We start from the raw sequence: 20,995 nt of genomic DNA, 5'->3' as shown, positions 1-20,995 counted from the left end.
CGCTGGCGATCAGTTCATGCTATTCGGCAGTATCAGCGATATTGCCGGGAAGACCAGCAGCAGCACCAGAATGACGAACTCGGCGACGAGGAATCGTGAGATTCCCGCGAAGATCGTGTGCACCTTGATGTCGCGGCTGGTTACCGCCTTGATGACGAAGGCGTTGAGCCCGACAGGTGGCGTGATCAGGCCGATTTCCAGCAGCTTGACGACGATCACGCCGAACCAGATCAGGTCGAGGCCCATATGCTCGACCAGCGGCACGGTGACCGGCAGGGTCAGCAGCAGGATGCCGATCGGGTCGAGAAACATGCCGAGCACGAGAAACACCAGGCAGAGGATCGCGATGACCGTCCAGTCTGACAGGCTGGAGGCCTGGACCAGCGCGATCAGCCACGGCGACACACCGGTCAGCGAAATGAACGAGACGAAGATCTTCGCGCCGAAGGCGATCAGGAAGATCATTGCCGTCTGGTAGGCGGTCTCGCGAAGCGAGAGCAGGATGGCTGCCATGCTCAGGCGGCGCATCGCGATGCCCATGACCAGCGCGGTCGCGGCACTGACCGCCGCCGCCTCCGTGGTCGTGAACACCCCGCCGTAGATCCCGACGATGATGATGAGGAACAGCAGGACCGCCGGCCAGGCGCGCATTGCCGCCCGCCTGCGGTCGCCGCGCTTGAGCACCTCGTTCGAGAGCGGCGCTTCCTTCGGGTTCACCTTGACCCAGACCATGATCACGATGATGTAGCCGACGATCGAGATCAGGCCGGGCAGGATGCCGGCGAGGAAAAGCTTGCTGATCGAGGTTTCGGTGAAGATGCCGTACAGGATGAACGGGACACTCGGCGGGATGAGCGAGCCGAGCGTGCCGCCGACGGCGACCGAGGAGGTCGCGAGCCTAGGCCCGTAACCGTAGCGCAGCATCTCGGGCGTGCAGATCTTGCCCATCGCCGCGGCGCAGGCAACGCTCGAGCCTGTGATTGCCGAGAAGCCGCCGCAGCCGAGAATGGAGGCGATTGCCAGGCCGCCCGGCACGCGGGACAGCCAGATCCGCGCCGAATGATAGATGTCGGTCGTGATCCGCGCATGGAACGCGACCTGGCTGAGCAGGATGAACAGCGGCACCATCGTGAGTTCAAAGGAATGCACGAAGTCGAAGCTGTTCGAGGTCAGGATCGTCGTCGCCGAGCGCCAGCCGCCGGCCATGTCGAAGGCCCCGTCCACCGGCCAGGCGTAGAACAGGAAGGTGCAGACGACGGCAACCGATCCCAGACAGAAAGCGATCGGGACGCGGAGCATCAGCAGCAGAATGACCACGGAAAATCCGCAGGTCCCGAGCAGGAACGGATCCATCAGAAATAGACCTCGTCATGACCGTCGGGGCCACGGCGCAAGCGCCCGACATCGCCGACGAGAATGAACAGCAATCGCACCAGCATCAGGGCGAAACCGATGAAGAAGGTCAGCCGCCCGGGCCATTCGGGCAGATACAGCACGCCATCGAAATAGCTGCCGAAATCCCAGGCCTGCCAAAGCGCGACACCGGTCGCCCAGGTCAGCGGTGCGACCATGACGAGGCCGACGATCACCGCCAGCAGTTCAAGCCAGACCTGCGCGCCGCGCGACATCCAGTCGGTGAAGACCTCGACGGCGACATGGCCCCTGTCGGCCGTCACATAGGCCCAGGGAAGGGCAACAAGCGTCACCATCAATTCACCGGATATGACGATGTCGTCCGGGATCATCTTGCCGAAGAAGGTGCGTCCCAGAACCGATACGGTGATGATCACGCCCAGCACGATGATCGCGAGTGCCGACACATCGACACCGGTCTTCTCGATCCAGGCGAGCGGCGCCGGACCCGGCCGGACCCGTTCGTCGGGCCCGGCCTCGTCCGCGTCCCCGTTCCCTAACGGGTCCACGGATAGCCTTGGGTATCGCGGATCTTCTCGTACTTGGCGACAAGCGCCATGTAGGCGTCGAAGATATCCTGCCCCGGCAGTCCGGCTTCATTGGCACGATCGACCCAGGCGTGAACGGCTTCCATGCCCTTAGCCTTGAGCTTCTCCATCTCGCCCGGATCCATCGTCCGGACCTCGATCGGCGAGTCGCCGGTCGTCATGCGCTCGAGTGCCTTCTCGTTGGCTTCCTGGATCCGCCGCGAGAACTGATCGACGAAATCGGAGGCGACTTCATGCAGGACCTTGCGGTTCTCCGCCGACAGTTCCTCGTGCGCCTCGCGATTCATCACGATGCCGAAGGCGAGATGCTGGCCCCAGTCGAGTTTCGTCAGCTTCTTGGCGATCTCGTACTGCTTGAAGACCTCGATCGAGTACATGTAGTTCTGGTTGCACTCGACGATGCCGGAATCGAGGGCGCTGTAGACCTTGGCCTGGCTCAGCCGGACGACGTCGGCGCCCAGTTCCTCGAACACACGGCCATAGGGTCCGACCGCCCGGATCTTCGTGCCCTTGAAGTCGTCGAGCGAGGTGATGAACTTGTCCTTGCAGAGGATCTCGATGGCGCTGGTCGTGAGATTGGAGAGATAGACCAGGTTGAGATCGGCGAACATCTTCTGCAACACCGGATGGGTGTTGGCGAGCTCGTACATGGCGCGCATGCCGACCCAGACGTCGGAATTCGCCAGCGGCACGTCACCGATGCTGTAGGCGACCAGTTCCTTCGGCGTATAGGCCGCGATGATCGTCGCGACATCGGCCGAGCGTCCGCCGACGCCCTTCACGGCCGACTTCGACGGGAACAGCGCAGCGCCCCAATGAAACTCGAACTTGAGATCGCCAGCCGTACGCTTCTCGACCTCGTCGGCCATCCACTGCAAGGTTTCCGAACTCACGCCGCGGTTTGGCTGGCCGTCCGACCAGCGCAGCGTCGTCGCGGCATTGGCCGCGCCCGACAAGACCACCGTCGCGGCGAGCGCGCCTATCGCACCCGCGACGAGTCGCTTTCCGAATTTCTGTCCGAACTTCTGCATTTCGTTCCTCCCAGATCGCCTGGTTATTGCGGCCGACTCCAGATCGGTCCTGCTTCTTCGCGTTGGCCGCGAGATTTGACGTTTTGCCGTGTAACCGTCTTCCGCCTCGACACCACTTCCGTCATGTTCGTATCCAAGCGCCTCAAAAAGTTATTAGATTTCTAAGTATTGTCAAGCCACTCCTGCCGGGCCGCCTGGCAGGAACTCGAAACCCCACCCGTTTCAGTAGGATTTCGGCAGCCCCAGAACCTTCTCTCCGATGAAATTCAGGATCATTTCGCGACTTACCGGCGCGATTCTGGCGAGGAAAATCTCCCGGAAATAGCGTTCGACGTGATACTCCTTGGCATAGCCCATGCCGCCATGGGTCAGCACCGCCCGCTCGCAGGCCGTGAACCCCGCCTCGGCCGCCAGGTATTTCGCCGCGTTGGCCTCGGCCCCGCAGGGCTTGCCGCTGTCGAACAGCCGCGCTGCCTGGTAGCACATCAGGTTCGCTGCCTCGAGCTGCGCCCAGGAATCGGCGAGCGGATGCTGAATGCCCTGGTTCATGCCGATCGGCCGGCCGAAGACGACCCGTTCCTTGGCATACTGAACGGCGCGGCGCAGGGCGGCGCGACCGAACCCCACGGTCTCGGCCCCGATCAGGATCCGCTCCGCGTTCATGCCATGCAGGATATACTTGAACCCCTGCCCCTCCTCGCCGATCAGGTCCTCCTTCGGGATCGGCAGACCGTCGATGAAGACGGCATTCGAATCCACCGCCTTGCGGCCCATCTTGTCGATCCGTTTGACGTCCACGTATTTCCGGTCAAGGTCGGTATAGAAGAGCGACATGCCGCCCGTCGGCTTCGCCGCCTTGTCCCGGGGGGTGGTTCGCGCCAGCAGCAGGATCTTGTTGGCGACCTGGGCCGTCGAGGTCCAGATCTTCCGGCCGTCGACGATATAGCGGTCGCCGTCCCGGACCGCCCTTGTCTCGATCGACGAGGTATCGAGGCCGGCATTGGGTTCGGTCACGCCGAAACACGCCCTGTCCTCGCCGCGGATCAGCGGCGGCAGCATGCGCGCCTTCTGTTCCGGCGTGCCGAAGGCGACAACCGGGCTGAGTCCGAAGATATTGATGTGGATACCGCCGCCGCCGGAGAATCCGGCGCCGGATTCGGTGATCGCCTGCATCATCACGCACGCCTCGGTCAGGCCGAGGCCGGAACCGCCATATTCCTCGGGCATGGCGATCCCGAGCCAGCCGTCGGCGGCGAAATCGCGGACGAACTCATCGGGGAAACGTCCGTCGTTGTCGCGCGCGAGCCAGTAGCTTTCGTCATACTTCCGGCATTTCTTCTCGATCGCGTCGCGAATGGCGAGCTGGTCTTCGGTCAATCCCAGATCGATCATGGTTCGGTTCCTTCCAGGGGCGGGGCATTGTGGACAGCGGGCGACGGTGCACGGACCGGGGTCGGTACGGCCCCCGCTACTTGACGATGCCGGCGGCGGTCAGGTCGGCGATCTCGCTGTCGGCAAAGCCGAACTCGCACAGGATCTCGCGGCTGTGCTCGCCATGGGCAGGAGCCCGCGAAGCCGGCCGCTTGTTCACGCCGTCGATCCAGAGCGGGCTGTTCACCGTCATCAGGTCGCCGTCCCCGACTCCGCCGAGTGGTGTCAGGGCATCGCTTTCGCGCATCTGCACATCGTCCGGAATATCGCGGAGCCGCATGACGGGGCCGCAGGTGATCCCGGCGGCGTCGAAGGCGGCGATCCAGTGGTCGAGGTCGTGGCGCGAGAAGATCCCGTCGAGCGCGGCAATCAGGTCGCGCGCGTTGCGGTGCCGGTCGGCGGTGGTCGCGAAGCGGGGATCGACGGCGAGGTCGGGACGTTCGAGGGCGACGGTGAGATCCGCCCAGCGCTTCTCTTCCGGTATCGCGATCAGGTGGAACCAGCGCCCGTCGCCCGACTGGTAGAGATTGTGCAACGGGTTGCCGGCATTCTCGCGGCCCGGCCGGTAGGCATATTCGGCACCGAACAGCATCGCCTGCGCCTGCACCGCGTTGGCCCAGAGGCCGTTGGCCATCAGGTTTGTCGCCACCATGGCGCCCTTCCCCGTCCGTTCCCGGCGGAACAGCGCGGCCATGATCGCGGCGAACAGGGTCATGCCCGACGCATGGTCGCCCATTCCGGTGGCGGCGCGCGCCGGTGGCGAGTCCGGCGCCGGCCGGACCGTGTCCATCAGGCCGGAACGCGCCCACAGCGCGGTATGGTCGAAGCCGGCCTTGTGCGCCTCCGGCCCGCTTTCGCCGTAGGCGGTGAACGAGGCGTAGATCAGTCGCGGATTGAGCGGCTCCAGTGCCTCGAAGGTGAGGCCGAGGCGGGGCCGGGCCTTCAGCGGCGCGTTGACAATCGCCACATCGGTGTGCGCGATCATGCGATGGAGCGTCGCCTGGCCCGCCGCGCTCGTCAGGTCCAGTGCAAGCGCACGCTTGTTCCGGTTATCGACCTGCCAGCCGTAGTCCAGTTCGCATGGCGGATTGCCGGGCGACGACTGGAAATAGCGATAGGCATCGCCCATCTTCGGCGATTCGACCTTGATCACGTCGGCCCCGTAGTCCGCCATGATCGTCGCTGCGGCCGGGCCGGCGATGAAGTTGGAGATGTCGAGGACCCGGATTCCGGTGAGCAGGTTGCCTTTGGTCGGATCGGACATCGCCGGCGATCCGCTCAGCGGCCCTTCCATACCGGCGCCCGCTTCTCGGCGAACGCCCGCGGCCCCTCCCGTCCGTCCTCGCTCTCCCAGTCGACGCGAATGCGCTTTTCGTGCATGTGATCGTAAAGCTCGCGCCACGCGTAACGGAGGTCGAAGGCGCGCTGGAATGCCTCCTTCTGCAGCCGTACCGCCAGCGGCGCCTGCTTCGCGATGGTCTTCGCGATCTTCATCGCGTGATCGCGAAGCTCGGCGGCCGGCACCACCTCGGTGACGATGCCGAGCGTCAGCGCCCGATCCGCATCCATCCGCTCGGCCGTGCCCATGTAAGCCATCCGCCGGATCGGCCCCTGCGGGACGCGAACCGCCATGCCGAGCATCTCGCGCAACGGCACCCATCCGATGCTCACGTGCGGTTCGAGGAAGCTCGCGTTTTCCGATGCGATGGCGAAATCGGCCTGCCACATGAAATGCCATCCGCCGCCGGCGACGACGCCGTTCACGGCACAGATCACGGGCTTGAAGAAATCCTCGGGGATATCGGGCCAGTGATCGAACCCGGCATTGTCCGATTGCGAGGCCCGTTTCACGTCGGCGCCGGTGCAGAAATGCCGGGTACCGGCGCCGATCAGCACAACGACATGGACGTCGTCATCCTTGGCAAGCACCTTCCACAGGTCGATCAGCGCGGTTGCGAGTTCGGCATTGCAGGCATTGCCGGCGTCGGGGCGATTCAACTGGACGAGAGCGACCCCATCCTCTTTTTCCACAAGCACGGGCTCGCTGGTCATCGGTGCCTCCCTGTCTTTTTGTCCGGCTTCGGAGCGCCCGATCCGGTCATTCCCTGACGGTTCGGCATCGCTCCGTTGCCGAGGTTCATTGCAAGTTATTAGATTTCTAAGTATTGTCAAGCGAGGGCGATGGCGGCATCCTTCCGGCATTCGGCCACGACCGTGCGAGCATGGAGTAAAGTCATGACGGGATGCGTCATTACCGGCGAAAGCCGGCGCGAGCTGGCGGCATTGCGAGCCAATGGCGCCCGCGCTGCGCGCGGTCTCGCGGAGGCGGGCATCGGCCCTGGCGACCGCATCGCGACCTTGTTGCGAAACGATTTCGCCTGTTTCGAGGTCGCCTTCGCCGCCGGCCTACTCGGCGCCTACGTGGTGCCAATCAACTGGCACAACAGGGGTCCCGAAGTCGCCCATGTGCTCGCCGATTCCGGCGCCCGGGCCCTGATCGCCCACGACGACCTGCTGGCTGCCGTGCGGGACAGCGTGCCCGACGGTCTCCTGGTCCTCGGCGAGCCCTCGCGCTCCGCTCCGGCGGACGCAGCCGTGACCCCGGACACGCCGCGCTGGCGCGACTGGTTCGAAGGCTTCGCGCCGTGGGATGGCGCGCCGCCGCCGCCGGTCGGAACGATGGTCTATACCTCGGGTACCACGGGGCTGCCGAAAGGCGTCCGCCGGATGGCGCCCAAGGCGGAGAACATGCCGGCGATTACGCGGATCGTGCACCAGCTTTTCGGCCTAGACCAGCCGGGCCCGGTGCGCACGGTGGTGACCGGGCCGATGTATCACTCGGCGCCTTACAACTGGGCGCTCACCTCGGCGCGTGCCGACGCCATGATCGTGTTGCAGGATCGCTTCGACCCCGAGGAACTGCTGGCCCTGGTCGAGCGCCACAGGATCACCCACCTGCAGATGGTGCCGACGATGTTCTGGCGCCTGCTGAAGCTGCCTGAAGACGTGCGGAACCGCTACGACCTGTCATCGCTCCGCTTTGCCGTTCACGCGGCAGCGCCCTGCCCGCCCGAGGTCAAGGCCGCGATGCTCGACTGGTGGGGCCCGGTTATCCACGAATATTATGGCGCCTCCGAGGTCGGCCCGATCACCTTCTCGACCCCGGCGGATGCTCGCCGCAAGCCGGGCAGCATCGGCCGCCTGGTCGAGGGCGCGCGGCTCGATATCCTGGACGGCGCCGGCAATCGATTGCCAGCCGGCGAAGTCGGCGAGTTCTACATGCGCCAGCTGCTCTGGCCGGATTTCGAATATCACGGCAAGCCAGAGGCCCGGGCGGCGCTGGAACGCGACGGTCTGGTGACGGTCGGCGACGTCGGCTACATCGACGCGGACGGCTATGTCTTCATCGTCGACCGGGTCAAGGACATGGTGATTTCCGGCGGGGTGAACATCTTCCCGGCCGAGATCGAGGCCGTCCTGATCACCCACCCGGCGGTATCGGATTGCGCCGTCATCGGCCTGCCCGATCCCGAGTTCGGCGAAACCCTGGCCGCCTTCATCGAGGCCGCCCCCGGCGCCGAGATCAGCGACGAGGCGCTCGGCGCTTGGCTCCGCGAACGGGTCGCAGGCTACAAGGTGCCGCGCAAGATCTTCCGTCGCGACAGGCTGCCTCGGGAGGATTCGGGCAAGATCTTCAAGAACCGCCTGCGCCAGGAGTTCTGGGACGGGCAGAACCGCCGGATCTGAGCCTTGCGGCCGGGTCCCGGCCGGGTCTACTCCTTGGCCTGTGCCTTCTCGGTCCCGCCGTCAACGACACAGCCGTCGTTCGCCCAGGCGAGCAGGGCTCTCTTGAAATCGCCCCCGAACGGATGCGGAATGCGACCCAGGGTCTCCGGGTCCTTTTCCTGGTAGAACTTGCCCTGCGTGCAGAGGTTCTCCGGCGACCAGTTGTGGCAATTGCTGCAGCTCTGCTCTTTCCAGTACTTCGGGCTCAGCCCCTTGACCGGCGGATATTCCGGCGAGCTATGCGCGAGTTCGCGCAGCGAATGACCGACAATTGCCGCCGACCCCGCGAGCAGCGGCTGATCGAAGGTCAGGATGGAGGGCGTCTTCGGTGTCTCGGGCTCGGTTGCCGGGACGCTCGCCACGGCCGTTCCCTTGGCGAGATAGGCGATCTCCGCCCGGGCAAGATCCGCGAAAACGCCGTTGGGGTAGGCCGCCAGATAGGCCTGGTAATCCTCCAGCGCGCCCGACCTCTGGGCAAAGGCAATGCTTTCATGCTCGGAGAGCGGCTCGGCCGGCTTGGCCGGAGCCTCAGCCTCGACCTTCTCAGGGACCGTCGTGTCGGCGGATCGATCTTCAAAGTTGCCGTTGCCGGCGGAGGCCACGACCTGGGCTTTCTCAGGTGTCTTGGCGTTCGCTTCGCCGGACGTGATGACGGCCGCCATGTTGTCCGCCAGTGCCTTGGACATCAGCGCCTGCGCTTCCGCGGCATGCCGGCTGTTCGGGAAGATCTGCAGGAAAAGCGCCAGTCGCCCCGGATCCGCACTCTGCGAAACCGATTGCCACAGGCTCTGCTCGACCGGGTTGGCGTCCGCCGGCTCCGCGACGGCGGCTGGCGGCGGCGCAATGGCGACCGCGGCGGGCATGGCGGTGAAATAGAAATCCTCGACGAGCGAGGAACTGTCCCAAGGCGTCTGGCGGCCGTTCGTCGCGCGCAGCACGTCGATCCGAACCTGCTTGAACATCTGCTCGATCGGCAGGCCAGGGGTCTGCATGGCATTCGCCAGCGCCAGCGTGAAGGGGCTGTTGGCGCCATCGCCATCGACCGCCGTCTGGCCCGGCGCGGTCGCGTAGGCGATGAAACTGCCGGTCGGTGCGTCGATCCGCGCCAGCCCGCGCTGCACGCTTCGATCGGTCGCCTCCAGCGGATTGTTCCGGCAGGCGTCGAGGATGACGATATTCGTCTGGTTGCCCGCGGTCTCCATCTGCCGCAGCACCCAGTTCGCCTCTACGCCCATCAGGTCGAGGTCGGCCTGATCGGTCGGGGCCGCCTCGATCGGGATGAGATAATTCCGGCCCTGCGACTGGATGCCATGCCCGGCGTAGTAGAACAGGCCGATCGCATCCCGGCCGGCGCGACGCAGTTCCCGGCCGAAGTCGACGATCGCGCGCTTCATGTCCATCTGGTTGGAATCGAGCAGCAGCGTGGTCTCGAACTGCAACGCCTTCAACCGCGATGCCACGAGCATCGCATCCGCCGATGGATTGGCGAGCGCGCCGATCGATTGATAGCCGCCATTGCCGATCACGAGCGCCAGGCGCTTCTCGGCAGCGGCGTCGTCCACGCGCACGAAAATCGCCACGATGCCGAACAGGAATAGCAGGCCCAATCGGTACGCGGCCCTTGAGCCCAGGATCAGCATTGAGAACGCCCTATTTCTTTCCACTGACAGACTGTAGCATGTAGAGACATATTAATACGAATCTAACAACGCCGCATTAAAATCGGCTTAAAGGACCCTCAGGGAGGGAAATTTCAGTAACGCGTTGCTCGTGACAGGCTAACAGGAGCAATACCCTGGCGTTTTTAGTGTTGTTGGGGATGATGCTCCTGTATCGCCGGGGCAACGCGCCTAAGTAGGGGGAGGAAGGACAAGGACATGCGTCGACTATTGTTCATCACGCGCTGCGTGCTCGCTTTTCTGGTCATCGTTCAATTCACGGGGAGCGATCCGGCGGAGGCCCAGACGTCGCCGTTCGAGCCGGGCTGGGTCCTCGACCAGACCGCCTCGCGCCTGGCCTTTCAGTCGATCAAGAACAACTCGATCGTCGAGACGAGCGGCTTCGCGACCTATTCCGGCACGATCGATTCCACGGGTCTGGCCACGATCAGGATCGAGCTGAACTCGGTCGACACCAAGATCGACCTGCGCAACGTGCGCATGCGGTTCCTGTTCTTCGAGACATTCAAGTACCCGGAGGCAACCATCTCCGCGGTGATCGACCAGACCGCGATCACCGAACTGGCCCAGCGCCGGCGCATGCAGTTCCCGGTCGACTACGTCCTCAACCTGCACGGGGTCGAGCAGAAGCTGCAGGCGGAAACCGTCGTCACGCTGATCTCGGACGACATCGTTTCGGTCGCCTCGGCATCACCGATCTCGATTCCCGTGAAAATGTTCGGCCTGGAAGAAGGTATTACCAAGCTGGAGGAGGCCGCCAAGGTCAAGATCGTTCCCTCGGGCTCCGTCACCTTCGATTTTCTCTTCCGCCGCGCCGCCGCCACTGCCGCGGTCGCTCCGCCGCCGGCGCCGAAGGCCGAGAAGGCCGCCCTGGAAACCGCCGGCAACTTCTCGGCCGAGGAGTGCGCAGGGCGCTTCGAGATCCTGTCGCGCACCGGTGCGATCTACTTCAAGTCCGGCAGCGCCGAACTCGACGACAACAGCGGCCCGATGCTGTCCACCGTCGTTGACATCGTGAACCGGTGCCCGTCGGCGCATCTGGTCGTCGAGGGACACACGGATTCGCGGGGCAGCGACGAGGTGAACCAGCGTCTCTCGGAGGAGCGGGCCAGAAGCGTCATGGCCTACCTGATCGCCTCCGGCATCGAGCCGTCCCGCCTCGCGAGCGTCGGCTATGGCGAGATGCGGCCAATCGCCCCCAACGATACGGCACGCGATCGCAGCCGCAACCGGCGGATCCAGTTTTCCGTCGCGGCGCAGTAGGTGACGATCCGACGACAAGCTTCATCGTGGCGCCGCCTGACCGGCAGTGTCGCCTTCGCCGGCCTGCTCGCTGGAGTCGGCTTGTCCATGTCGCCGGCCTGGCCGGGCTTCGGGGCACGGGCGGCTGTCTACGCGGTCGTCGTCGGGATCGATGACTATGAACGCATGCCGAAGCTCACCGGGGCGGCGAACGATGCCCGCGATCTCGCCGCCTCGCTCGGCAACCTCGGGGCCGATGTCAGCCTCATCCTGAATCGCGAAGCGACGCGGCAACACGTGATCGAGGCCTTCGAGCGTCAGGCCGGGCGTGCCGGCCCCGGCGACATGTTCGTGTTCACCTACGCCGGGCACGGAATGCAGGAGCCGGAATCGATTCCCGGCGACGAGGCGGACGGCATGGACGAAACCCTCGTCTTCGCCGGTTTCGACCGCTCTGGAAAGCGCGCCGGCGAACGCCTGCGGGACAACGAACTCGGCATGCTGATCGCCCGGCTGAACCCCGAGGCACAGGCGCTGATCCTGATCGACAGCTGCCACAGCGGCACGATGACCCGCGATATTGACGTGCGCGGGCGCCCGCCCGTCACCCGGTTCGCCGGGATCGGCCGGATCAGCTCCGACCCCCTGCCGCAGATGCAGCCGTCCGCCCGGGGCCTCGACCTGGCGAGCGGCGCCAACGTCGTGTTCGTCGCGGCGGCCCGCGATGCGGAGCAGATTCCGGAAGTCGAGATCGACGGGGTCATGCATGGCGCGGTCAGCTGGACGGTTGCCCGCGCGTTGCAGGGGAACACCGAATTCGGCGGGCCGAACATGGCGCTCAGCGAATTCCGCACGCTGGTTCCGGCCCAGGCGCGCGCGCTCTCGGCCGCCCGCCAGTCGCCGTCCGTCAATATCGCACCGCTGATCGCCACCGACAGCCCGGTGATCCCGGCGAGCGCGCTCGCCGGTGCCCTGCCGGCCTCGGCGCCACAGGCGCTCGCCGCCCCGTCCGAAGATCGCGTGCCGCTGATCCATGCCATCGGCGCCTCTCCCGCCCCCCTGCCGGCCGATGTCGGTCGCCTGACCCCGGATACCGACGACGCCGACCTGATCTGGGACATGCAGAAGGGCGAAGTCATCGACCGTGCCGGCGCCGATCTCGTCGCCGAGGCCTGGGACGAGGAGCAGTTGGCCGGCGTGCTGACGAAATGGCGCGCGGCGCGGCAGTTGCGCGACTGGGCGTTGCGCCGTCACATGACCTTCCGGATCCTTCCGGGCGACAGCCGCCATCGCCTCGGCGAGACCGTCAGCCTGTCGGTCCAGCGGCCGGAGGACGGGCCCGCCTATCTGACGATCGTCAACCTGGCCTCGACCGGGGAAGTCCAGTTCATCTATCCCGCCCCGGCGGTGAGCGAAAGCGGCACGGATTTCATCAAGCCCGGCAAGGACGAGGTATCGATGGGCGAGTTCAAGGTCGCCGATCCGGTCGGCGCGGACCATGTGGTCGCGATCTTCTCGCCGCAGCGCGCGACCGCGCTGCATCGCTGGCTGGAAACCGGCAATCCGGACGCCGTGAGTTTCGTCGCCAGGCTCCGCAGCCTCGCCCATGACGGCGGCTACCGCATCGGCGTCAACCCGATCTTCACGACGCGCTGAGAGCGCGGTCGCGCCGGCCGCGAACCACCTACTTGGTTTTCATCACCAGGAACCCGGCCCAGGACTCGTCCAGCGTCTCCTCCGCGGCGAGATCGGCGAAATCCACCATCACCGCCGCGATCGCGGCGCCGCTCCAGTCGCGTGCCGAGAGCGCGCGCCAGCCGTCCGCGGCCTTGTCGAACGCCCGGTTGCGGTAGGCCTGGAGAGCCGCCGCGTAGGCCGGAAGATGCAGGCGAGCCGCTTCGTCGAGCGGCGCATATACTGCCACCGGTTCCTTCCGCCCCTTCACCTGGATCGAAGCGATCTCGAGCATCGCGAAATCCGCAGCCGCGGCGCGGGCACATGCCTCGCCGACGACCACGGGCGTGGCGAAGACGGCCGGCAGTCCCTCCATGCGCGCCGCGATATTCACCGCGTCGCCGACCGCGGTGTAGTTCAGCCGCTTCTCCGATCCGACATTGCCGACAATCGCATGGCCGGAATTCACGCCGACCTTGATCGAGAAGGCCGGCAGGCCGCGCGCCCGGTCCCGTTCGGCGGCGGCGGCGACGGCGTCGCGGATGCCGACAGCGGCGGCGACGGCGACCCGTTCGTGGTCGTCGTGGTCCGCCGGCGCATTCCACATCGCCATGACCGCGTCGCCGATGAACTTGTCGACGTAGCCGCCCGACCGTTCGACCTCGCCGGCGATGATGCCGAGATAGGCATTGACCGTCGCCGTCAGGGTCTTGCCGTCGACCCGCTCCGACAAGGCGGTGAAGCCTGACAGGTCTGCGAACATGATCGTCACATAGCGTTGCTCGCCCTCCAGCTCGGGCAGCTTTTCCTGCGCGAGTATCCGGTCGACGAGCTCCGGCGCGACATAGCGGCCGAAACTGGCGCGCAATGCGCGCGAGCGGCGGTCGAGGAACAGGAGCCGTCCGGCCCAGCCCGCGACGAAGCCGATCAGGGCGGCACCCGCGGGGCGGGCGGCGGGGAACAGGATCCCGGCATCCTGCGCCCAGGCCGCCCCGGCAAAGCCGATCAGCCCGAGGGCGACGACGGTCGTTGCCGCAAGCACCGGGGCGATCGTCAGGCCGGCAAGTCCGGCGAGGGCCGCCGCGAGTGCCGCGACCAGCCCGACTGTCAGCAATGACGCCGGCCGCAGCGCCCAGCCGGAGAGCCGGGCGTCGATCGCCGCGGCATGCACGAAGACCCCGGGCACGTCGGCGCCCTGCGCCGTGATCGCCGGCCGCGGGAAATCGCAGGGGCCGGTCCCGCTCGTGACCGGGCTGCGGCGCATGAACCGGTCCGGCGCGGTGATGCGGTCCTCGCCCGGCAGGCCGCTGCCGACGAGCACCGCCCGCCCGTTGAAGAGCCCGGCCAGCGCCGAGGGCTCGTCACAGGCCAGCACGTCGATCACGCTGACCGCCGGCAGGTCGGTCAGCGGCGCCGGCGGCGTGATCTGGATGTCCGCGGTCTCGCCGTCTTTCAACAGGGCGCCCGAAAGCGAAGGCGATACATTCCCTTCGGCGACCGAGAAGAACGGATGAATGCGGCGGACGACGCCGTCCGGATCCGCGGTGACATCGACAAACGCCATGCCCCGGTCGCGCGCAATGCCTGCGAAGCGACGAGCCGGGACGATATCCCGGCTCCGGCCGATAAAGAGATTGCCCGCCCGGGTCTCGCGGAGCAGCACCCGCAGGAACGGCGTGTCGTAATTCTTCAACGGCCGCGCGTCGCCGATCCTGAGATCGCCGCCATCGAACGCCAGGATGAAATCGAAGCCGACGCCGGTCGCGCCGTTGGCCAGCGCCTTTTCGGTCAGTGCCGCCCAGACCGGGCTCATCAGCGTTCGCGGCATGGCATCGAGCGGCTCGGCGTTAACGCTCTTCTCGTCGAGTAACAGGACGACGACACCGGCCTCCGCTAGGTCGACGCGGGGATCGATGGCGACCCGCGTCGCCGTGGCGGCGTCGTTCGCCACGCCGTCGATCAATGTGAACGGGGTAAGCACGGCCATCGCGGTCGACAGGGCCGTTGCCGCGACAAGAACCTGCAGGACCACCGCGGCGCGCATCAGGGTCGATCAGTCTTGCGGCTGAACGATCGTCACTCCGGCATCACCCGCGACGCTGGCCGCCGCGGTCTGCGTTGCCTTGCCGCCAATGAAGGCGATTTCATAGCCGGCCCCCACGGACAGTGGCGCCGTGCCCTCCGGCCATCGGGCGAAACGGTTGGCAACCTCAAGCGTCCCGACCGCCAGGCCTTCGCGGCGGATCTCGATCCGCTCGATACCCTCGGCGAGGAAGATGAAGACCGGCCGCGCGTTGACGACGGTGACGGATTCGCCGCCTCTCAGGACAACCGACGCAACCTTGTTCGCCCCTTCGGCAAGCATCACCTTGCGCGGGCATTCGACGGACGTCTCGCTCACGCTCTCGCCGGTCGTCTCGATGCCAAGGGCGCCGATCGTGACCTCTCCGCCGCGATAATGGCTCTCCACGCAGGCAGCGTAGTGCATGATGATGATCTCGCCATCGTCCGCGAGCGTCAGTCGATCGCCCTCGGCAAGTTCGGAAAAGGGTTCCACTTCCGGCGACACCGAACCCTGCAGATCGACCACCAGGGCGGCCGGTTCCGCCGCCAACGCTGGGCCCGGCCCGGCAATGCCGGCAAGAAACAGGAACGCCAGGGAAACAGTCAGGAAATATCGCGCGGCGACCGAACGGGGCGTAGCGTGGTGGCAGATGGGATATATGACCATAGACTGAAGATATCTCCCGCTGGCCCGGCGCGGCAAGCGGAAACGGGTCTCATCATGCAGCGGTGATATGCATCGGGATCAGAGCAAGCCACGCGCTTGTCGACAGGCCCCAAGGCGACAACTGCAGAAGCTGTCCCGCAAGGCCCCTGTCGTGATGGAGCACAAAGAGTTACCCAACGCGTCATATGACGTTGTGATTAATCAAACCGTGACTATAATTGTTCTACAGTCAACGGCATTGTCTTCAGTGCGCAGGTAATTGGTGTAGTCTCACTGTAAAGATCCAATGCCTAATCGAGCGAACCTTCATTTGCATTAGTCTGGCATCTTTACAACCGAAATCGCAATCAAGGCCGCCTTCCCGGGCGCCGTGGACATTGACATTGGCTGTTCAAGACATATGAAATGCACGTGACGGGCGTAGTCCGCGCTGAGAGTGGCCAGGAACCAGCATGATAGAACGGTCTGCGACAGGCGGCGCCGTAGCGCAGCGTATGCTCCTCGTTTTCGTGCCGTTGGCCGTCGCGACCGCAGCCATCCTCTACATGGTGTTTTACGTCCAGTCGGGGGCAATTGAATCCGTTACCCGTTCCAACCAGGAAAAGGCCGTGGAGATCGGCCGGCAACGGCTGGAAGGGGGGTTGGCCTCGGTGTCTTCCGACGTCCGTTACCTCGCCCGACAACAAGCCCTCCAGCGCTGGCTCGTCACCCGCGATCCGGGCGCGCGACAGGAACTGGTAAGGGAATATCTGGCCTTCGCGGCCGAGAAAAAAGCCTATGACCAGATCCGCGTGCTCGATCTGGACGGGCGCGAGATGGTGCGCATCAACTGGAATGCCGGCGACCCGACCTTCGCGCAGGACGATCAACTGCAGAACAAGGTCAGGCGCTACTACGTCGACGAGACCCTGAAACTCGGCCCGGGGCAGGTCTACATGTCGCCCTTCGACCTCAATGTCGAGCATGGCGTCGTCGAGACCCCGGTCAAGCCGACCCTTCGTTTCGGCGCGGCGATCTTCGACGCCGATGGGCAAAAGCGCGGCATCATCATTCTGAACTATCTCGGCCAGAGGCTGCTCGACCGACTCGAGGCGAACGCGGTCCGGGCACCTGGCCAGCTCTGGCTCCTGAATGCGGACGGATACTGGATGCTCGGCCCGAGCGCCGAGGACGAATGGGCTTTCATGTACGAGGACCGGCACGACCGGTCGTTCGCCGGCGATTATCCGGATGCCTGGGCGCAGATGGGCGACGCGGCAGAGGCCGGACAGTTGATCGCTGACGGAGAACTTTTCACCTACGCACGCGTCGCGCCGATTTCAGAAGCGGAGGAACCGGACGCGACCGGCGGATCCGGGCCGAACCTATCCACGTCTGATGGCTGGATTCTGATCACTCATCTGCCGACCACCGCGCTTGAGCGGCAGCGTAGCGCCCTCGCCCGCAACCTTGTCTATGCCGCCGTCGCGCTGGCGCTTCTGCTCGCCATGGTGTCGTTCGTTATCGCCCGGCACGGGGCACGCCGGCGCGAGGACGAACTGCGGATTCGCGACAGCGAGGCGCGGTTCCGGACCTTGCTTGAGGCCGCCCCCGACTCGGTGGTCATCATCGATCCGGACGGGAGGATAGAACTCGTCAATGCCCAGACGGAGCGGCTCTTCGGCCATCCGCGGGACCGGTTGATCGGTGAGCCCGTGGAAATGCTGGTCCCCGATCGCTTCCGTGACCGCCATATCGGCCATCGCGGCACCTACCTGACCGAGCCGCGCGCCCGGCCGATGGGCGCCGCTCTGGAGCTCTTCGGGTTGCGCTCCGACGGCACCGAATTTCCGGTCGCGATCAGCCTCAGTCCCGTCCAGACGGCGGACGGCACGTTGATCGTTGCCGACATCCGGGACGTGACCGAGCAGCGCCAGGCCGAACTCAGGATCAAGGAACTCAACGAGAGGCTGTTCCGGGACAATGCCGAAATCGCGGCGGTCAACAAGGAACTGGAAGCGTTCAGTTACTCGGTTTCCCATGATCTGCGGGCCCCGCTGCGCGCCATCGACGGCTTCAGCCAGGCGCTCCTGGAGGATTGCGCGGACGGACTCGATGATACCGGCCGAAGCCATCTGAACCGGGTCCGGCAGGCGGCCCAGCGCATGGGACAGCTCATCGACGACCTGCTCAAGCTCTCCCGGGTGACGCGGTCGGACCTGAGCGAGGAAGAACTCGACCTCAGTGCGCTGGCGCGAACGGTCGCGGACACCCTCCGCACGGCGCATCCGGTAGATGAGGCGGAAATCGGGATCGCCGACGGGCTGTCCGCGGTCGGCGATCCGCGCCTGCTCAGGATCGCGCTTGAGAATCTGTTCGGCAATGCGTGGAAGTTCACCGCCGGCCGGGCGCCCCGGAAGATCGAATTCGGCCGCGCCGAACATGCCGGTGAGCCGGTCTATTTCATCCGCGACAACGGCGTCGGCTTCGACATGACCTACGCCGACCAGCTCTTTCGTGCTTTCCAGCGGCTGCATGACGCCCGCAGCTTTGCCGGTACGGGGATCGGGCTGGCGACCGTCCAGCGCATCATCCACAAGCATGGCGGGCGTATCTGGGCGGAAGCGGAAGTCGACAAGGGTGCCACTTTTTATTTCACGCTGCAGGCGTAAGGAGAACCAATGTCCGAAAATGTCATTCTTCTGGTCGAGGACAATCCCGACGACGAGGCTCTCACCCTGCGCGCGCTGTCAAAGAGCAACATCAGCAACGAAGTCGTCGTGGCCCGCGACGGGGCCGAAGCCCTGGCTTATCTGTTCGGCACGGGCGCCTATGAAGGCCGGGATGTCATGGACCAGCCGCAGGTGGTGCTGCTCGATCTCAAGCTGCCGAAGATCGACGGCCTCGAGGTCCTGCGGCGCATTCGCGCGGACGATCGCACCGTGTCGCTTCCGGTCGTCATTCTGACCTCGTCGAAGGAGGAACAGGACCTGATCGACGGATACCGGCTCGGCGCCAACAGCTATGTCGGCAAACCGGTCAACTTCGACGAATTCGTCGAAGCCGCCCGACAACTCGGGCTTTACTGGCTGCTGCTCAACGAGAAAGCACCGAGGCGACGAACATGACGAAGGAAAAGAACGCCCGGGGCGTGCCGCTCCGCGTTCTGATCGTCGAGGATTCGGAGGTCGACACGGAACTGCTCGTGCGCGAACTCCGCCGCGGCGGCTACGAGCCCGGCTACCGGCGGGTCGCCCAGTCCGAGACCTTCAATGAAGCGCTCGACAACCAGGACTGGGACATCATCCTCTGCGACTACACGATGCCGGGATTCAGCGGTACGGAGGCGCTGTCGCTTCTGCGCGATCGCGGCCTGGACATTCCGTTCATCTTCGTGTCCGGCACGATCGGCGAGGAAACCGCCGTTGCCGCCATGCGGGCGGGAGCGCAGGACTATGTCGTCAAGGATAACCTCAAGCGACTTTTCCCGGCGATCGAGCGCGAACTCCGTGAAGCCGAGATGCGTCGACAGCGCATGCAAGCGGAGAGCGAGCGCCGGGCTGTCGAACTGAAGTTCCGCGAGGTCCTGGCGATGGCGCCGGACGCGATCGTGGCGGCCGACGAAAACCAGAGAATCACGATCTTCAACCGGGCCGCCGAGGCGTTGTTCGGCTACGACGCGGCGGAAGTGTCCGGACAGCCGATCGCCATTCTCAGGCCCCGCCATTCCGCCGGGACCGATCAGACCGACCCAGTGGCCTTTGACGGGCAACCGGACACCAGGGGTCTGTCCGGGGGACCCGTCGAGACGATCTGGCAACGCAAGAACGGCGAGGAATTTCCCGCCGAAGCCTCGCTTTCCCGCCTGGTCGACAACGGCAACACGACCTTCATGGCGGTGATCCGCGACATCAGCGGGCGCAAGCGCGACGAGGCAACCTTGCGGAAGCTGTCGCGCGCCGTCCACCACAGCGCGAGCCTGATCGTGATCACCGACCATGCCGGTGTCATCGAGTATGCCAACCCGAGCCTGCTCAGGACGATGGGCTTTGCCGCGGACGAGGTCATCGGCCGGAAGCCGTCGCTCTGGAAATCAGGGGCGGCAGCCGAATCCCACTATGCCGCGCTCTGGGAAACCGTGCTGGCCGGCCGGGACTGGCATGGCGAGTTCCAGAACCGGTGCAAGGACGGCAGCCTGATCTCGGTTTTCGCGACGATCTCCCCGATCAAGGACCCGGGCGGCCAGATCACCCATTTCATCAGCATCCAGGAAGATATCACGCAGCGCAAGGCGCTGGAGAGCCAGCTTCAGCAGGCCCAGAAGATGGAGGCCGTCGGACAGCTCACGGGCGGTATGGCACATGATTTCAACAACCTGCTGACCGTTGTCATCGGCAACCTCGACCTGCTGCGGGACGAATTCGAGACACGGCCGACGGCCCAGAGGATGGCGCAGCTGGCGTTGGACGCGAGCCTCCGCGGCGCCGACCTGACGCGGAAGCTGCTGGCCTTCTCGCGGCGCCAGCCGCTCGAGACGAAAGCGTTCGACCTCAACGCACTGGTTGCCGCCACGACCGAACTTCTGCGCCGGACGATCGGGGAGCAGATCAGCATCGAGCTCGATCTGGCCGCGGATCTCTGGCCCGCCCTCGCCGACCCGGCGCAACTCGAGGCGGCACTCACCAATCTTGCGATCAACGCCCGCGATGCGATGCCGGACGGCGGCACGCTCACGATCGCGACCGCGAATGCCGAGATCAACCAGCAGTTCGCCGACAGGAATGTCGAGGTCACGGTCGGCAACTACGTCACCCTCGCCGTTTCCGACACCGGCACCGGCATGCCGCAGGCGATCCTCGACAAGGTTTTCGAGCCCTTCTTCACGACCAAGGAGGAGGGCAAGGGAACCGGGTTGGGACTGAGCATGATCTACGGCTTCGTGAAGCAGTCCGGCGGCCATGTGTGGATCGACAGCGAGGTCGGGCGGGGGACAAAGGTGCTGCTCTATCTGCCGAAGGCAGGCGGCGATCCGGAAACCGTGGCGGGCGCCAACGGAGACGAGCCGGAGAAAGCCCGCCACGATGCCACGGTCCTGGTCGTCGAGGACAATGCCGAGGTCCGGGATGTCGCGGTCAGCCAGCTGCGGACATTCGGCTATCAGGTTGTCGAGGCCGAGGACGGCCCCGCCGCCATGGCTCTCCTCGAGCAGGGCCTGCCGGTCGACCTGCTGTTCACCGACGTGGTGATGCCGGGCGGGATGTCGGGCCTTGATCTGGCACGCAACGCGCGCCGGTTGCGGCCGGAACTGAAGGTGCTGTTCACGACCGGATTCGCGGCGATGGCACCGACCGGCGACGCCATGAACGGCGACAACGGCAACGTCCTGCGCAAGCCCTATCGGAAAGAGGAACTGGCGCGAAAGATCGGCGAGGCCCTCGGCGGCCGGGAACCAGGGACGTGAAATGCCGGTGATCGCCTAAC

At 65.4% G+C, this 20,995-nt stretch carries 15 protein-coding genes; 6 read left to right on the top strand and 9 right to left on the bottom strand.

All coding sequences use genetic code 11. From position 1 onward, the window contains the following. Positions 1 to 9: 9 nt before the first annotated feature. The 6 genes from OCH7691_RS19510 to OCH7691_RS19485 all read right to left on the bottom strand — a co-directional run bounded on the left by OCH7691_RS19510 (position 10) and on the right by OCH7691_RS19485 (position 6,475). Entirely contained in the window at positions 10 to 1,353 is a 1,344-nt protein-coding gene (locus tag OCH7691_RS19510; protein ID WP_085885282.1) for a TRAP transporter large permease, read from the bottom strand. Further along, the gene (locus tag OCH7691_RS19505) at positions 1,353 to 1,922 is read right to left on the bottom strand and encodes a TRAP transporter small permease (RefSeq protein ID WP_085885281.1); all 570 of its coding nucleotides are present in this window, start codon (positions 1,920 to 1,922) and stop codon (positions 1,353 to 1,355) included. The genes OCH7691_RS19510 and OCH7691_RS19505 overlap by 1 nt, the downstream gene beginning before the upstream one ends. Beyond that, positions 1,910 to 2,992 carry a C4-dicarboxylate TRAP transporter substrate-binding protein gene (locus OCH7691_RS19500; protein ID WP_085885280.1) on the bottom strand — a complete coding sequence of 361 codons (1,083 nt, stop codon included), beginning with the start codon at positions 2,990 to 2,992 and terminating at the stop codon, positions 1,910 to 1,912. Before OCH7691_RS19500 ends, OCH7691_RS19505 begins: the two co-directional genes overlap by 13 nt. Positions 2,993 to 3,214: 222 nt before the next feature. Beyond that, complete coding sequence (locus OCH7691_RS19495) at positions 3,215 to 4,384, bottom strand: acyl-CoA dehydrogenase family protein (RefSeq protein ID WP_217808158.1); 1,170 nt, start codon at positions 4,382 to 4,384, stop codon at positions 3,215 to 3,217. A 76-nt stretch (positions 4,385 to 4,460) separates the two neighbouring features. Further along, a complete protein-coding gene (locus tag OCH7691_RS19490) occupies positions 4,461 to 5,687 on the bottom strand; it encodes a CaiB/BaiF CoA transferase family protein (protein WP_085885443.1) in 1,227 nt (408 codons plus the stop codon). 14 nt (positions 5,688 to 5,701) lie between these two features. Next, entirely contained in the window at positions 5,702 to 6,475 is a 774-nt protein-coding gene (locus OCH7691_RS19485) for an enoyl-CoA hydratase/isomerase family protein (RefSeq protein ID WP_085885279.1), read from the bottom strand. 183 nt (positions 6,476 to 6,658) lie between these two features. On the opposite strand from OCH7691_RS19485, the gene OCH7691_RS19480 reads away from it, so the two are divergent. Beyond that, a complete protein-coding gene (locus OCH7691_RS19480) occupies positions 6,659 to 8,170 on the top strand; it encodes an AMP-binding protein (RefSeq protein ID WP_085885278.1) in 1,512 nt (503 codons plus the stop codon). Positions 8,171 to 8,196: 26 nt separating this feature from the next. Here the strand turns inward: OCH7691_RS19480 and OCH7691_RS19475 are convergent, their stop codons facing one another. Continuing rightward, the gene (locus tag OCH7691_RS19475; RefSeq protein ID WP_217808157.1) at positions 8,197 to 9,816 is read right to left on the bottom strand and encodes a caspase family protein; all 1,620 of its coding nucleotides are present in this window, start codon (positions 9,814 to 9,816) and stop codon (positions 8,197 to 8,199) included. A 270-nt stretch (positions 9,817 to 10,086) separates the two neighbouring features. Between OCH7691_RS19475 and OCH7691_RS19470 the strand changes: the two genes are divergently transcribed. Both OCH7691_RS19470 and OCH7691_RS19465 read left to right on the top strand, forming a co-directional pair. Next, complete coding sequence (locus OCH7691_RS19470; RefSeq protein WP_085885276.1) at positions 10,087 to 11,151, top strand: OmpA family protein; 1,065 nt, start codon at positions 10,087 to 10,089, stop codon at positions 11,149 to 11,151. 87 nt (positions 11,152 to 11,238) lie between these two features. Then, on the top strand, positions 11,239 to 12,786 hold the full coding sequence (locus tag OCH7691_RS19465) for a caspase family protein (protein ID WP_085885275.1): 1,548 nt from the start codon (positions 11,239 to 11,241) through the stop codon (positions 12,784 to 12,786). Between the two features lie 28 nt (positions 12,787 to 12,814). Here OCH7691_RS19465 and OCH7691_RS19460 read toward each other — a convergent pair whose 3' ends face one another. Both OCH7691_RS19460 and OCH7691_RS19455 read right to left on the bottom strand, forming a co-directional pair. Then, on the bottom strand, positions 12,815 to 14,848 hold the full coding sequence (locus OCH7691_RS19460; RefSeq protein ID WP_085885274.1) for a CHASE2 domain-containing protein: 2,034 nt from the start codon (positions 14,846 to 14,848) through the stop codon (positions 12,815 to 12,817). Positions 14,849 to 14,857: 9 nt separating this feature from the next. Next, positions 14,858 to 15,571, bottom strand: a complete 714-nt coding sequence (locus OCH7691_RS19455) for a hypothetical protein (RefSeq protein ID WP_139839809.1) — start codon at positions 15,569 to 15,571, stop codon at positions 14,858 to 14,860. 458 nt (positions 15,572 to 16,029) lie between these two features. Between OCH7691_RS19455 and OCH7691_RS19450 the strand changes: the two genes are divergently transcribed. From OCH7691_RS19450 to OCH7691_RS19440, 3 genes are read left to right on the top strand one after another with little or no spacing between them, the layout of a single operon-like run. Further along, positions 16,030 to 18,186, top strand: coding sequence for a sensor histidine kinase (locus OCH7691_RS19450; protein ID WP_217808156.1), 2,157 nt, complete (start codon positions 16,030 to 16,032; stop codon positions 18,184 to 18,186). A 9-nt stretch (positions 18,187 to 18,195) separates the two neighbouring features. After that, positions 18,196 to 18,642, top strand: a complete 447-nt coding sequence (locus OCH7691_RS19445; RefSeq protein ID WP_085885272.1) for a response regulator — start codon at positions 18,196 to 18,198, stop codon at positions 18,640 to 18,642. Then, the gene (locus OCH7691_RS19440) at positions 18,639 to 20,975 is read left to right on the top strand and encodes a PAS domain-containing hybrid sensor histidine kinase/response regulator (RefSeq protein ID WP_085885271.1); all 2,337 of its coding nucleotides are present in this window, start codon (positions 18,639 to 18,641) and stop codon (positions 20,973 to 20,975) included. Before OCH7691_RS19445 ends, OCH7691_RS19440 begins: the two co-directional genes overlap by 4 nt. Positions 20,976 to 20,995: the final 20 nt, after the last annotated feature.

The organism is Oceanibacterium hippocampi, from assembly GCF_900172325.1.
GTDB classification, from domain to species: domain Bacteria; phylum Pseudomonadota; class Alphaproteobacteria; order Sneathiellales; family Sneathiellaceae; genus Oceanibacterium; species Oceanibacterium hippocampi.
The sequence above is the reverse complement of the archived record's forward strand: the minus strand, read 5'-3'. Positions and strand labels throughout refer to the sequence as shown.

Excerpts from the sequence above, each read along its gene's own strand:
- OCH7691_RS19510 (WP_085885282.1), bottom strand. The coding sequence starts at position 1,353 with ATGGATCCGTTCCTGCTCGGGACCTGCGGATTTTCCGTGGTCATTCTG.
- OCH7691_RS19500 (WP_085885280.1), bottom strand. The coding sequence starts at position 2,992 with ATGCAGAAGTTCGGACAGAAATTCGGAAAGCGACTCGTCGCGGGTGCG.
- OCH7691_RS19495 (WP_217808158.1), bottom strand. The coding sequence starts at position 4,384 with ATGATCGATCTGGGATTGACCGAAGACCAGCTCGCCATTCGCGACGCG.
- OCH7691_RS19490 (WP_085885443.1), bottom strand. The coding sequence starts at position 5,687 with ATGTCCGATCCGACCAAAGGCAACCTGCTCACCGGAATCCGGGTCCTC.
- OCH7691_RS19485 (WP_085885279.1), bottom strand. The coding sequence starts at position 6,475 with ATGACCAGCGAGCCCGTGCTTGTGGAAAAAGAGGATGGGGTCGCTCTC.
- OCH7691_RS19480 (WP_085885278.1), top strand. The coding sequence starts at position 6,659 with ATGACGGGATGCGTCATTACCGGCGAAAGCCGGCGCGAGCTGGCGGCA.
- OCH7691_RS19470 (WP_085885276.1), top strand. The coding sequence starts at position 10,087 with ATGCGTCGACTATTGTTCATCACGCGCTGCGTGCTCGCTTTTCTGGTC.
- OCH7691_RS19465 (WP_085885275.1), top strand. The coding sequence starts at position 11,239 with ATGTCGCCGGCCTGGCCGGGCTTCGGGGCACGGGCGGCTGTCTACGCG.
- OCH7691_RS19460 (WP_085885274.1), bottom strand. The coding sequence starts at position 14,848 with ATGCGCGCCGCGGTGGTCCTGCAGGTTCTTGTCGCGGCAACGGCCCTG.
- OCH7691_RS19450 (WP_217808156.1), top strand. The coding sequence starts at position 16,030 with ATGCTCCTCGTTTTCGTGCCGTTGGCCGTCGCGACCGCAGCCATCCTC.
- OCH7691_RS19445 (WP_085885272.1), top strand. The coding sequence starts at position 18,196 with ATGTCCGAAAATGTCATTCTTCTGGTCGAGGACAATCCCGACGACGAG.
- OCH7691_RS19440 (WP_085885271.1), top strand. The coding sequence starts at position 18,639 with ATGACGAAGGAAAAGAACGCCCGGGGCGTGCCGCTCCGCGTTCTGATC.